Consider the following 14,079-nt stretch of genomic DNA (forward strand, 5'->3'; position numbering starts at 1 on the left):
CACCAAGTCACCTTATCTCAAACTGTAAGGAGTAAGCATTTACACTGAGATCAATGAAGTGATGTGCGCGGCTAGACGTTTAGGTTCAATATAAGTGTCGCCTTTACAGTTGTTTACGACGCTTAATAGCTGAGTAAGTAAGTGTTTATTCGCTACGTTCCGCTGACATATGGCGTGAACGGTATTGAGTTCAAGTGTACTTGCTAACGCGTACACACCTTTCAAATTGCGATTCATTAGAAGCGTGTTTAACACGCGGTTAGCGGTGTATCGACGCCACGCCATATGAAAGCTGTCGAAATCGCACGTTAAGTCAACAGTTAACGCCACACGAAGCGCCCAAGACAATGGGCGAAAGTGTAAAAGATGTTCGGTTAGTAAGAATATTTCAAGTGCATGGTTAACAAACAGTGACGGCTTTGCAGTTTCACTTAGCTCAATAATGGGGAATAGCCCTTCAGCAGCGAACATAGATTCTACGAATTCAAAGGTGTAATACCCGTTACCATGAAGAGCAAGAAGGCATGTCTCAATTTCATCGAGAAGCGCTTCATCGAGGGTATTAGCAACGTCTTGAAGCGTTAGGTTATCTAAAAACTTCGCAATGTTCGGGTAGAGGGCATTAATCTCAGCCCATTTACTTTCTTTTGAATGACGTAAGGCCCTCTGATATTTGAGAACGTCGTCATGCCGTGTTAAATCGATTTGGGTGTGCAATTCGTTTCTCGAATAAATCCATCCTGCCCAAGCTATCATTGGCGAGTCCGCTAATCCAAGTGCGTGGAGCTCATTGAGCGAAGAACCTAATGAGCATACCGCTTCCACCAAGCCATGGGCTGCCTTTACATCATTCCCCATAAAATCGGGTTCTTCTTGCATATGTTCGAATGAATACACGCCATTACGCCAGCCTGCTAAATAGCAGCCTTCTATACATTTTCCGCACATGACTGTGCTCCTATTAGTGTTTTTTGGTGATAACGAAGAGGCCTGTTGCTCTTTGGTGGTATTTAGCCTGTGTGACAAGGCGCACGCCAACGAGCAACTGGCTCGTTGCTACTGAAAGTTATGAAAAGTAATCAAGAAAAGCATCGATAGAGTGAAGTTAGATGCCAAGAGCGAACTTAAAACAAATTTTGTTTCAAAAAAAGCACTGTTTTGTCCCGCTATAAAAAAGTTATTTTCTGCAAGAGTGCGAGGTTTGCTGCGCCAAGTGGTATAGTAGGGCTTACGCCTTAACTCATCGTATTTCCATGATAAATAAAAACTTTCCATTACTTGATTTACACCGTCATTTAGATGGCAATGTGCGTCTGCAGACGATTCTGGAGCTTGGTCAGCAATTTAACATTTGTTTGCCTGCTTATTCGTTAGAGGGCTTGCGACCGCATGTTCAAGTAATGGAGATCGCCCCCGATTTGGTGTCATTTTTAGATAAGCTTACTTGGGGCGTTAAGGTGTTAGGCAGTCTCGACGCCTGCAAACGGGTGGCGATAGAGAATGTAGAAGATGCAGCTAAGCAGGGTATTGACTACACAGAGCTGCGTTTTAGTCCTTATTTTATGGCTGAAAGTCACGGACTACCAACACAAGGTGTGGTTGAGGCCGTGATAGACGGTGTAAAAAGCGCAGCTAAAAATCACGATGTTAAAGTTAATCTCATCGGTATTTTGTCGCGTTCTTATGGCGCAAAAGTATGTCAGCATGAGCTAGATTCAATCTTGGCCTGTAAAGCGCATATAACTGCAATTGATTTGGCGGGTGATGAAAAAGGCTTTCCTGGCAACATGTTCATAGAGCACTTTACAAAAGTGCGCCGCGAAGGGCTGCCTATCACAATTCATGCAGGTGAAGCAGTAGGCCCGCAGAGTATTTGGCAAGCCATTAACGACTTAGGTGCTGTGCGAATAGGGCACGGCGTTAATGCTATTAATGATGCTAAGCTAATGGACTATTTGCGCGACAACCGTATTGGTATTGAAAGCTGTTTAACCAGCAACGTATTGACGAACACGGTCACATCATTAACTGAGCACCCGTTAACAACCTTTTTGGAACACGGCATACCCGCCTGTCTGAATACCGACGATCCGGCAGTTCAAGGTGTAGAGCTAGATCACGAATTCTCCGTTGCAGCTAAGCAAGCTGGCCTTATGCCTTCTCATATTAAACAAGCGCAAGAGAATGCGCTGGCAATTGCTTTTTTAAGTGAAAGCGAAAAAGCCGCACTTAAGCGCAAAGTAAATTAATCCGAAAGATAAAAATCGTGCCGTGGTTAAACGGGCAGTAACATTATTTTGATTAATAATGCCACCGGTGGCATTATTGTCGTGATGTGAATATTTTGTTTCTTAAACGTAATCAGTTACGACTTAAATAATGGAGCTTTTATGCTGCGCTTTATACCTGATGTTGACCGTTCTATGAGTAGCTACCCCAGCCGTTTCACACACCGCCGGGCTTTGGGATGGGTGGCGTTTATAGTGACCCTTCTAACTTGTTCCTATGCGTCGGCATCTACTGGCGAAGACTGGAAAATTGCTGAGCAAATTGTAAATCAGATTCAGCTGCCGAATATTCCAAATGAAAAATTTATGGTTGATGTGAGTGATGCTTCACTAAGCGCAGCGCGAGCGCCAATTCAACGTGTAATTGACAAGGCTTCTGCCAGCGGCGGCGGTATTGTTGTTGTGCCCAAAGGAACATGGCAAGTAGACGGTCCTATTCGTCTTAAAAGCAAAGTGAACTTGCACCTAGAGGAGGGCGCTACTCTGCTGTTTTCCGGCGACCCTTCGCACTACTTGCCCGTGGTTAAAACCCGTTGGGAGGGTACTGAGGTATTTACCTATTCACCGCTAATTTATGCGCTAAATGTGGAAGATGTGGCAATTACAGGTAAAGGTACTATCGACGGAAATGCCCAATCGGCGTTCATTGGCTGGTATGAGAAACAAAATACAGATATGCATGCGCTTCGTAAAATGGGGTTTGATGGCGTTCCGGTAGAGAAGCGTCAGTTCGGCGAAGGGCATTACTTACGCCCTCCGCTTATTCAGTTTTTCCACGCCAAGCGTGTGCTGCTTGAAGATTATACGGCCCTGAATTCCCCGTTTTGGGTTAATCATCTGGTTTATACGTCTCATGCTACGGTAAGACGAGTGAAGGTAGAAAGTCACCTGTACAACAACGACGGGTTAGATATTGAGTCGAGCCAGTTTGTGCTTGCTGAAGATAATCACTTTAGAACCGGTGATGACGGTATCGTTATTAAGTCTGGCAGAGATGCAGACGGTCGAAATATAGGTATACCTAGCACAGACATTGTTGCACGAAACAATGATTTAGGTGGGGAAGACGGTATTGGTCTTGGTTCGGAAATGTCAGGCGGCATTAAGCGCGTATTTTTCGAGAACAATGTCTTGCATGAGGGAGACTCAGCATATCGTTTTAAAAGCAACTTAGACAGAGGCGGGCGCGTAGAAATGGTTCGAATTAGAGGCAGTAAAGTGGCTTCGTTTAAGCACTTATTCTGGTTCCAGCTAAACTACCCCAGTAATTTACATGGTAATTTCCCGGCTACCTATACCGACATTATTATTGAAGATTTAACGGTAGAAAATGTAGGAACGGTTTTGGAAATTCACGCTCCAGACGCAGCTCCTGTGAATAACGTTAAGTTTAAAGACATTAAAATCAAGGAAGCAGAAGAAATTCTTATCCTAGAAAATGCCGACGATATTAGCTTTGAAAATGTCACCATAGGTGAGCAAATCTGGAACGGCACGTTTTCTTCGCTGCACATTGAATCTGTTACTCGCTAGAAAATAGGTTAAACGCGATAGGTTGTTCGCATTGGTCGTGTATTTTTGATAATTTACTGACGACTCCCTTAAGAGATATAGATTGTGAACCGAAACTTTGCTGTCAAAATACTGCTAATACTAGCGATTGCCATCACTGTGGACATTGCAGCGGCAGTCATTTCTCTTGGGTTTTAGTAAAGGTCTTTTCTCCAAACATGGCTTTTGTTAACTCGGGAAAAATTCTCAGAGAAGGGGCTTCTCCCTTTCGAATAAGTAGTTTCATTTACCGCCCTCCCATTGCTTAACGTTTGAACTAATTGGCCCTTTGGCGCCGTGGAAAAAATTTAGTTAAAACAAACGTTGAGATCATTATGAAGAACTCTAAAACGGTCGTAGGCACAGTCCTAACGACATTGTTGTGCGTGCCTGTCAGCCGCGCAACCACAGCGATAGAAAACGACAAAAACATTGATGCACCTATTCAATATTTCCTTGAACAAGAAAGTGGCTCGCATCAGCATGAGAAAGCGCACGAGCCTGAGGAAAATCATAAGCCTGAGGTAAGTCATCAATCTGAGGTGAATCAGCAGCCTGAGGAAAATCACCAGCCTGAGGAGGTAGTCCTTACTGAGCAGCAAAGGCAACTCGCAGGCGTTCAAACCTCCGTAATAGAACCTCGTATTTATAACCAACGCGTTTACGCGCCTGGTGAAGTAAAAGTAAATGGATACTCAAGCTCATTGGTGTCTCCTCGGACTGATTCGGTAGTGATTAGTCGACACGCGGCGCTTGGGGATGAAGTGGCAAAAGGGCAGGTGCTTGTCACCTTGTTCAGCGAAACCATTGCCCAGTCTCAAGCCGAATTTCTTATTGCTTCATCCAATTACAGTCGGGCAAAAAAGCTAGACAAAAACACCATAAGCGAAAGCGCGTTAGTTGAAGCTGAGAATCGTTACAAAGCGAGCTACGGAGAGCTAATTGCATTTGGACTTACTCCTAACGCGATTTCAAGCATCACTGCTTTAGACGTTGACGCTTTCGGTCAGTATGAGCTTGTCGCCGTGCGTGATGGCGTGGTGTTGCAAGACAACTTCATGCAAGGGCAAAGGGTGTTAGCTGGCGAAACAGTCATGTTGCTGGCAGACGAGAGCGATATTTGGATAGAGGCCAGCTTGCCAGCCACCAGCGCGTTTCCTGTTCAGGTAGGCGATACGGCGCAAGTCATATTTAACGGTGAACATTTTACCGCGCAGGTTATTCAACAGTCGCACATTATCGATCCACTTACCCGCACTCGCACTGTCCGCTTAGCTATACGCAATACCACCCATAGCCTTCATGCCGGTATGTTCGTCGACGTACTGTTTAGTGTGCCCACTCCATCTCCTGTAATGGCAGTACCTGAAACTGCAATGGTGAGAAGTAACGACGGAGACTGGGTTATCTATGTTGAAATCGAAGCGTCGGGGGCATTTACCCCTGTTGAGGTACAGCGAGGGGAAGCGCTAGGCGAATATCGACGTATAGAGGGCGTAGAAATTGGAACGCGGATTGTTACCCACGGTGCATTCTTTGTCGCCTCTGAACTAGCGAAAAGCGGATTTGATCCGCACAACCATTAGGAGGCCAATTATGTTTAATCGAATAATAGATTGGTCGGTAGACAATAGTATTTTAGTGGTTGGGCTGCTGTTAGGCATAATTGCGGGGGCGGCGATGCTTTTGCCGTCGCTGAATTTGGACGCTTTCCCTGATGTAACCAATGTTCAGGTAAGCGTGAATACCGAAGCTCCGGGGCTTGCCGCAGAAGAGATTGAGCAACTTATTACCTACCCAATTGAAGCTGTAATGTATGCGTTGCCTGATGTTGAAGAAGTGCGCTCCATCTCTAAAACCGGGCTTTCAGCGGTTACCGTTGTGTTTAAAGAGGGAACCGATATTTATTTTGCCCGTCAGCTTGTTTTCGAGCGCCTGCAAACAGCAAAAGCCTTCATTCCTGAAAACGTAGGAACGCCAGAAATGGGGCCAAATACGTCTGGGCTAGGTCAAATTTATCAATACTCCCTCATTGCAGATGACGGGGCGAAGTATGATGCAATGGCGCTGAGAAGCCTTAACGACTGGGTAGTAAAGTTGCTACTTATGCCCGTAGATGGCGTAACGGATGTGTTGTCGTTTGGTGGGGAAGTTCGCCAGTACCAAGTGAACGTAGATCCGTCAAAGTTACTTGCTTATGGGTTATCTCAACAGGACCTTGTTGCAGCGTTGCAACGCAATAACACTAATGTTGGCGGGTGGTATCTTGAACGGGGGCAAGAACAACTTGTTGTGCGTGGAACGGGGTGGTTCGCAAGTGGTGAGCAGGGAATTCACGATATTGAGCAGGTGCCGGTAAAAACGGTAGATGGCGTGGTGGTAACTGTGTCTGATCTTGCTGATGTTAAAACCGGGCCTGAAATACGACAGGGCGCGGTCACACTGTCTCAAAGGGCGTCTGATGGCAAGGTAGAACAGTTTGGTGAAGTGGTAACAGGCATAGTATTAAAACGGATGGGGGCTAACACCAAAGCTACCATTGATGGCATAAATTCAAGAGTTGCGCTTATTAATCAGGCGTTACCTGAAGGGGTACGCTTCACACCTTTTTATGATCAGGCAAACCTGATTGAAAAAGCAATTTCTACCGTAGTGAAGGCATTGACCATCGCCTTCGTTTTTATCACCATCGTTCTCGCCCTTTTCTTAATGAACGTGGGCGCTACGTTTCTTGTGCTCATCACTATTCCAATCGCGATAGCAATGGCGTTGGCCATCATGGCTTTCATGGGGCTGTCTGCAAATTTGATGTCGCTTGGCGGAATAGCGGTGGCTATTGGTATGTTAGTAGACGGTTCCGTTGTGATGGTTGAAAACATCTTTAAGCGATTAAATGCCAACACTTCGAGCTCGCATGAAGATGCCCAATCTTTCAAATCATCTGTAAAACTAGCGGGGAAGGAAGTCGCCAGACCTATCTTTTTCGCTGCATCGATAATTCTAGTGGTCTTTGCTCCTTTGTTTAGTTTTGAGGGAGTAGAAGCCAAGCTTTTTCAGCCTATGGCTATCAGTATTATGCTTGCTGTACTTTGTGCCACTGTCGTTGCGTTGTTCTTCGTTCCAGCCTTAGCCACATTTCTATTCAAGCGAACTAGGAATGTGAAGCCGAGTGCTTTGTTGATACCTGTTGAGCGCGCTTACCAACGGGCACTTTCTTTTACGTTGCTGCATACCAAGTGGCTAGTGTTACTGGTTGGTCTGCTTCTGGTTTCTGCTGTTGCCCTTGTGCCAAAAATTGGCACCGAGTTTGTTCCTGAGCTAGAAGAAGGAACAATAAACTTGCGTGTTACTTTGGCACCGTCTTCAAGCCTAGAGACTTCATTAGCGGTAGCCTCAACGTTAGAAGAAAAGCTGTTGGCGTTTCCCGAAGTAACTTATGCGCTAAGTCGTATAGGCCGCGCTGAAATAGGCGGCGACCCAGAACCGGTCAACAACATCGAAATTTACATCGGGTTGAAACCTGTTTCAAAGTGGGAAAGCGCGAGAAATCGTGATGAGCTACAGCAAAAAATGCAGGCTGAATTGTCGCAGTTCCCCGGCCTTCTACTTAACTTTTCTCAGCCTATTGCCACCCGTGTAGACGAACTGCTTTCCGGTGTGAAGGCACAGCTAGCCGTTAAATTATTTGGGCCAGACTTGGCTGTTCTAAGTGCTAAGGGACGAGAAATAGAGAGCGCTATTCAAAACGTAAAAGGAACCAGAGACGTGGCGATGGAACAAATTGTGGGGGAAGCTCAGCTGGTTATTGCTCCTGACAGACAAGCGTTATCACGCTATGGCTTATCGGTGAGTGACATAATGGAAGTGGTACAAGACGGGGTAGGAGGTGTAGCCGCAGGTCAAATCATTAACGGAAATGAACGCTACGATATTTACGTTAGGTTAAAAGAAAGCGCACGAAAAAGCAGCGACACCATAGCAGATATTCGACTTCAATCGCCCAGTGGTGCCTGGCTTCGTATTGGCGATGTGGCATCGGTATCTTATGAATCCGGGCCTCCGCAAATACGCCGAGATGACGTTCAGCGTCGCGTAGTGGTGCAAGCTAACGTCCAAGGAAGAGATATGGGCAGCGTGGTTCAAGAGATACAAAGCGCCATATCTTCAAGGGTGGATTTGCCCGCGGGGTACACGGTTCAAATAGGCGGGCAGTTTGAGAGCCAACAGCGTGCTCAGAAAAAATTGTCGCTCATCGTGCCGCTTTCTTTGATATTGATTGCGGTGCTGCTTTACCTCGCGTTTAATTCCCTGGGGCAAGCGATGTTAATACTTATTAATGTGCCACTTGCCATCATCGGAGGCGTGTTCTCTTTGTACTTATCCGGCCAATATCTGTCAGTACCAAGTTCAGTCGGTTTCATAACACTATTCGGTGTTGCCGTTTTAAATGGCGTAGTGATGGTGGAAAGTATTAACCAACGGGTGAAAGGGGGAATGACTGTTGATAGCGCTGTTTTCACTGGTGCTACATCCAGGCTAAGGCCGGTTTTGATGACGGCGGTAACGTCTGCATTAGGGTTGGTACCCATGTTGATGTCTAACGGTGTCGGCGCTGAAATTCAGCGGCCGCTCGCAAGTGTTATCGTAGGTGGGCTGGTTACTGCAACGCTTTTAACACTTTTTGTGTTACCTGCCTTGTACAGCGCATTTTCGCCGAAACAAGCGGCTAATTAATTGTGGGCGAACCTATTTAGGTTCGCTGGGTTTCAGTTTCGACCAGCTCAACAACAAGGCGTAAATTACTTTGTGTTGATACCGCATTAAATGGGTAGCAGGTAACTAAATAGAGCTGCTGCCCATTTACATCTACTTTCATTGCCGAGGCAGCATCGACTATCGTCTTCGATACAACCCGATAGGTTACCCACTGTGAGTTCGGCAACTGTAATCGCATAATATCTCTGGCTCTCACCTTCTTTAAGAACGTGAAGTGAGTATCTCTATGCCCGCCAATCACACTACCACCCTGTCCGAGTGGGGGCGAGTCGGTGTGGTGTCCAGGGCCAAATGCAAGGGCGTTTCCCTGTGCGCCTTCTAGTACATACAACTGTGTTTCGCTTTTGGCATGAACCAGCTTGCCCACTGGCCAGGTATCAGACCAACGCCAAGGCTTCTGGTTAGCGCCAGTGGCTAGCGTTTCTTCCCACGAAGATTGAATTAAATATTGCGCCAGTTTAGCTTTCAATAATATCCAGCCAGCTTTGCCAAAACTGGCTGTGGCGATCAAGACTAAGATGATGGTAAAAGAGTATTTAATCATTGTTTGTCCAAGCCATATTAAGTCAAAAAATAAAGAAATGAGTTTAAGGTGCTAACCTCGTCCCCCCCTTGTTTCGCAAAAAGGCGATGCTGTGAAAAAGCGACAATAAAAGTATGGCAATCATGCCTAATACGACATGTTCAGATACACCCGCTGCGGTTTGGGGGTAACTGATTTGTCTGAATTGCGTTCCCTGTGGCATTAGGTTTCTTACGTTTTCGGTGGAAGACGGTATGCGCTGTGTATTTGCTATTTTTTCTTCAATAGCAACGAAGCTGGTGAACTCTGTTATAAGTTTATGGGGCAGAGCTACAGCAAGAATGTCCTGTTTTACTTCATCTACATTTCGCCCTAACGCTTTTTCATCCATTAACGCCGCCACTTTCTTTCTTGCCCAAGCAGTCGCTACGCCAAGGTGTTGAGTAGAACCTGTCGACGTTGGTGCTATAGCTACCGAACGGGTCCACTCGCGAGTAGTGCCCTGCTTGTCTACAAGTGCGCCCTGAAGAGTTATTTTTCCGCTTGTACCGGCGTTATGAGGCAGTTTCACATTCAAAAGCAAAGGAACACCCGCGTATAAATCAGGGAACTTAGAAGGGTAAATCTCTGCTGACTGTGCATAGCCAGCTGGTAGAGTAAGACTCAAATCACTCAACACAGGGCTTTCTAACTTATAAAGCAAGCTATCCATTTGCTGTTTAATATCTGCCGTATTGCTAACAAAAACATAGCTTCCGCGACCAAACTGAGCGGCTCGGGTCATAAAATAACTATTAGGCGCGCTGCCTATGCCTACTGTAAAAAGTCGCGCATCACCCAGTTCGTTCTTTATTTGCGAGAATAATGCAGCTTCATTGCCTACCGCACCATCGGTAATAAAGACAACTTGTTTTATAAAATCTTTAGTTGTCGTGCGCTTAAGTGCGGCATTAAGCGCTGGCGCCATTTCAGTGCCGCCCCCTGCATTGAGGTGCTTTACAAAATCCCTCGCATATTGCTTGTTTCGTGTTGTTCCCTCTACGGAGGTTTCAAACAAACGCGTGGTGTCATTGTTGAATGCAACAACATTAAATCGGTCTTTCTCACTCAAGCGGTCTATCGCTAATTGTAAACTCTCTTTTGCGTCGACAATCGGGCGACCTCCCATAGAGCCTGACGTGTCGATAACGAAGGTGATATCGCGGTCAAAATCCTGTAAATCTTGGCTCTTCACTTGTGGCGGCATTAGCATAACAAGGGCGTAGTCATGCTGACCTTTCGATTCAGTGAAAATAGCTGCTTGTGGTGCACTAGAGGGCGAAGGCTGCCACTCTAGCCAAATGTCTCTGTCCATTTTGATATTGCTTTGATTAAAGGTGACAAGATAATTACCTGTGGATTCTGACCAATTCACACGGTGATTTCTGCTAGTGACGCTATTAAGTGTTAAACCAGTATTTAGTGTTGCGTTGAACGTAAGTTGCGGGCCTTCATTGCCTTCACTCATAAAAGGCGTGATAGCTCTGGCATCGGGTACCTGATCTGTGGGTTCTCCCCAACCTGTACCTGATATTTCAGCCTCTATATTCTCGTTAAACTGATTTAGCGGAATGCCGGGCGAATAGCGAGGAGTGAGCGTAGTAGGCAAGTGAAAAGTAAATCTACCATCGCGGTAGTCTACCTGTTGTACATACTGAAGTGTCACCGTTATTTCCTCACCCGGCGCTATATTCGCGACCTGCTGGGTGAATAAATTTGGGCGTTGTTGCTCTGTTAAGCTGGCTTTCTTTCCCGCTTTTTTGGCCGCTTCAAATGCTTCTTTCGCTTCTGCCTTCGGCTTAATTTGACCCCGGATTATTCTGTCTCCTATACGCATTTCCATACTGTTAATCGCCGCGTTTTCATTAAGCGGAAAGGTGTAAACGGCATGCTTCCATTCATTACTGGTGTTAGTGAATTTTTGAGAGTAGGTAACGTGCGCAATCATGCCATTCACCTGTAAATCCACGTCAGTTGAATGCAAAAGAGCGGGGGAAGACTCACCGTCTACGCTTTGCAGCATCAATTCGCCAGACTCAGCGCGACTTAGCGGGCTAACTACTACACCAAGCAAAAAGCAGAGGAAGGAAGTAAGGAGCAGCAACCTGTGATTACGCGGCTTGGCTGCACGTTGCCGCTCCCTAAACCAAGGTTTGAGAGTATTGGCAGGCGTTAAATAATCCCGTTTGGGTGTTTTGGAAAATAGCATCAGGTAAGCTCGCTTTAGTATCGATACTTACCATTAAACGCCCTGAATAGGGCGAATTGTGAACAGAGATTATGGCAATCTAATGGGCAATAGTGGCGAGTGTGTTACTCGCCTGCCATGGCGCGCCCTTTGGTTTTAACACTGGCTATCAGCATATAAATACTGGTAGCAAGTAAGCACGCAAATAAGTAGCCCATCAACCCTTGAGGGCCTACTAAAAAGTTATCGGCAATGAGTGGGCCTACTACTGAACCCACGCTGTAGCTGAAAAGCATGACCTGTGTGGCGCATACAATGAAGCTAGCATCGAGTTTGTCGCAGGCGAGATTTATTGCCACTGGGTATAGGGCAAATATTGCCATACCTAATAGAAACAGACCCGCTCCCAAAGCGTATATACCACTAACCGCTGCGGTTAATGTTATGGCGGCGACACCCAGTAAACAAAATAGTGCCATGAGTAACGTGCGGCCTAAGTACTTGGATAACGCAGGAATTAAAGGTTGAACTGCCATAGCGCCTAAAATAATTAAGGCCATTAAGCTACCCAAATCGTCATGAGCAATGCCGCGGTTTAATAGTTCAAGGGGCATTAAGCCGTAAATGGCACCTAGGGTTAAGCCTGACACTATGCAACCAATAATTGCGGCATGATTTAGTTTCGATATTTGCTTTAGCGACAGTGGTGTACTCTGGGAAGATTCAGGCTGTTCGCTCTTTGCAAACAAAAGTACGCCAATGGCTAAAATCAACATGGTGAAAATGGCAGCAAAAGGAAGCATGCCGCCCACACCAATAGCGCCAATACCTAACTGACCTAAAGAGCTTCCCCCGTAAAGTGCGCCCATGTATAAGCCTAAACGTTTGGCTCTATCGGCTTCGTCGCCGTGTAAAAGCCACGACTCTACGATAACAAATACACCCGCTACAGCAACGCCAGCCACTAACCGAGCCACAAGCCAAACCGCGGTGTGAGCAAACAAAGGCATTACTACAATAGTTAGTAATAGTACGCCTAAACAGAGCGCAAAACCGTGCTTGTAACCAACGCGGGTTACCAACGGTTCGATACTAAGGGCACCCACTAGCAGTCCTGCGTAAAAGCTGCTAGCCAGCCAACTGGCGATAGCCGTGTCTAGGTTGTAATGGCTGAGCAATAGTGGGATCAGACTCATCAAATAGCCAGATGCAACTGCGTACATACCCAGCGCAATAACGGGAACAGAAACCCGCGCTTTGGCTGGCGGGATAAGGGTGTTGTCCAAGATAATGCCTTACATCAAAAGAAAGAGAAGATAATTTCGCGGCGCGAATATGAGGCAAATTCAGATATAGGTAAAATGAAAAGAAATGCTCGTAAAGATGCTAAAAATTGATGGTGAGGAAGGCGCCGCTAGATAGTGCATGCGCCTCAGATAGTTTAAGCATTAGCGCCTTAAATCATCCGGTGTATGATCTGCCACAAATGCGTTTCTCTCGCCCATGGGTCTGTCTTCACCCACCGTACTGTCCGCGGAGGTTTGTAGCTCTATCGACGAGTTCACCTCTGCACCAATTAGAATGATGTACGCGGTTAAATACAACCACATGAGCAAGATAATAATTCCCCCAACGGAGCCGTAGGTTTTGTTGTAGCTTCCAAATTCATTGAGGTATATCGAAAAGCCATACGAGGCTACTACCCATAATAACGTGGCAAAAACTGACCCCGGCGTCACCCAGCGCCACTGGGCTTCTCTTCGGTGAGGGGCATATCGATATAGGGCTGAAAGCGCAATATTAAATAGGGCCAGCATAACTGGCCAAGTCACCCACATGGCTTGCTCGGTACTAAGGGCATTTGACGTCATCCAGTTTATTGCTTCGGGTAAAATGGTGATGCAGGCGAGGGACACAATTACGGTAAGGATCATAAATATGGTGCACGTAATGCGCGCTAGAATACCTTTGAAAAAGCCTCTTCCTTCCGCCTCGCTATAGGTAATGTTGCATGCTTTTATCAGTGCGTTGGCGCCTTTGCTACTGCTCCACAGTGACAAGAGAAGAGTAAATAAAAAACTCCAGCCTAATGCAGTATTCGACTTCTCGGTTAAATTTTTAAGCTGTTCTTCAATGATGTAGCGACTGTCATTTGGCACCACGTTTACCAGCAATGCCATGTGGCGTTGCAGTTCGTCGGGAGAGACAACAAGCCCATACAAGGCAATGGTTGCCCCTAATAGAGGGAAGATAGCCAACAAGCAGTAAAAAGCAACGCCAGCAGAGATAAGAGGAATGTTGTCTTTTTGCAGGCTAGTGAAAATACGCTTTGAAATACTCCACCAACTTTTCAAAGAAAGCTCGAATGCAGATTTAGCGTGGTTGAAACGTTCCTTGCTCATGTGTCCTCATGTTTTGCCTAATCGATAGAACTATTAAAGCTTGATACATGAAAACTTCGCTGTCGGCTTACATCAACTTAAAAAAAAGGAGCGAGAAAGAAGCTCTGTAAATCGTTCACAAAATCTGAATATGTGCGTGACTATTGGTGTTGGTGAGATTTCTTTTTTTTGTATTTATTTTCATAAAATCAATGGTTTGCTTTGTTCTTTGGGAATGGTTTGCAATTTGCACCTTCAATAGCATCTTAGCTAGATAGTAAGAGCTAGGTTATGCCATGCACAAACTAACGCGTTCACCTGATGTGATTTGCT

The 14,079-nt window shown here is 45.9% G+C and carries 9 protein-coding genes; 4 read left to right on the forward strand and 5 right to left on the reverse strand.

From position 1 onward, the window contains the following. Nucleotides 1–39 precede the first annotated feature (39 nt). Nucleotides 40–948, reverse strand: a complete 909-nt coding sequence (locus tag BIZ39_RS05015; RefSeq protein WP_187446493.1) for a hypothetical protein — start codon at nucleotides 946–948, stop codon at nucleotides 40–42. Between the two features lie 305 nt (nucleotides 949–1,253). On the opposite strand from BIZ39_RS05015, the gene add reads away from it, so the two are divergent. The 4 genes from add (at nucleotide 1,254) to BIZ39_RS05035 (ending at nucleotide 8,573) form a co-directional block, all read left to right on the forward strand. Then, nucleotides 1,254–2,249 (forward strand): adenosine deaminase, encoded by a 996-nt coding sequence (gene add, locus BIZ39_RS05020; protein ID WP_187446494.1) that lies wholly within the window; start codon nucleotides 1,254–1,256, stop codon nucleotides 2,247–2,249. A 141-nt stretch (nucleotides 2,250–2,390) separates the two neighbouring features. Next, nucleotides 2,391–3,821, forward strand: coding sequence for a glycoside hydrolase family 28 protein (locus BIZ39_RS05025; protein ID WP_187446495.1), 1,431 nt, complete (start codon nucleotides 2,391–2,393; stop codon nucleotides 3,819–3,821). A 353-nt stretch (nucleotides 3,822–4,174) separates the two neighbouring features. After that, complete coding sequence (locus BIZ39_RS05030; protein WP_262385710.1) at nucleotides 4,175–5,425, forward strand: efflux RND transporter periplasmic adaptor subunit; 1,251 nt, start codon at nucleotides 4,175–4,177, stop codon at nucleotides 5,423–5,425. 10 nt (nucleotides 5,426–5,435) lie between these two features. After that, complete coding sequence (locus BIZ39_RS05035) at nucleotides 5,436–8,573, forward strand: efflux RND transporter permease subunit (RefSeq protein ID WP_187446497.1); 3,138 nt, start codon at nucleotides 5,436–5,438, stop codon at nucleotides 8,571–8,573. Between the two features lie 16 nt (nucleotides 8,574–8,589). Here BIZ39_RS05035 and BIZ39_RS05040 read toward each other — a convergent pair whose 3' ends face one another. The 4 genes from BIZ39_RS05040 to BIZ39_RS05055 all read right to left on the reverse strand — a co-directional run bounded on the left by BIZ39_RS05040 (nucleotide 8,590) and on the right by BIZ39_RS05055 (nucleotide 13,767). Continuing rightward, complete coding sequence (locus BIZ39_RS05040; RefSeq protein ID WP_187446498.1) at nucleotides 8,590–9,159, reverse strand: class GN sortase; 570 nt, start codon at nucleotides 9,157–9,159, stop codon at nucleotides 8,590–8,592. Nucleotides 9,160–9,202: 43 nt separating this feature from the next. Next, nucleotides 9,203–11,386, reverse strand: a complete 2,184-nt coding sequence (locus BIZ39_RS05045) for a marine proteobacterial sortase target protein (protein WP_187446499.1) — start codon at nucleotides 11,384–11,386, stop codon at nucleotides 9,203–9,205. A 104-nt stretch (nucleotides 11,387–11,490) separates the two neighbouring features. Then, complete coding sequence (locus tag BIZ39_RS05050) at nucleotides 11,491–12,651, reverse strand: MFS transporter (protein WP_187446500.1); 1,161 nt, start codon at nucleotides 12,649–12,651, stop codon at nucleotides 11,491–11,493. A gap of 162 nt (nucleotides 12,652–12,813) precedes the next feature. Continuing rightward, a complete protein-coding gene (locus BIZ39_RS05055; RefSeq protein ID WP_187446501.1) occupies nucleotides 12,814–13,767 on the reverse strand; it encodes a YihY/virulence factor BrkB family protein in 954 nt (317 codons plus the stop codon). Nucleotides 13,768–14,079 lie beyond the last annotated feature (312 nt).

It is taken from the genome of Alteromonas sp. BZK5, assembly GCF_014349115.1.
GTDB lineage: Bacteria > Pseudomonadota > Gammaproteobacteria > Enterobacterales > Alteromonadaceae > Alteromonas > Alteromonas macleodii.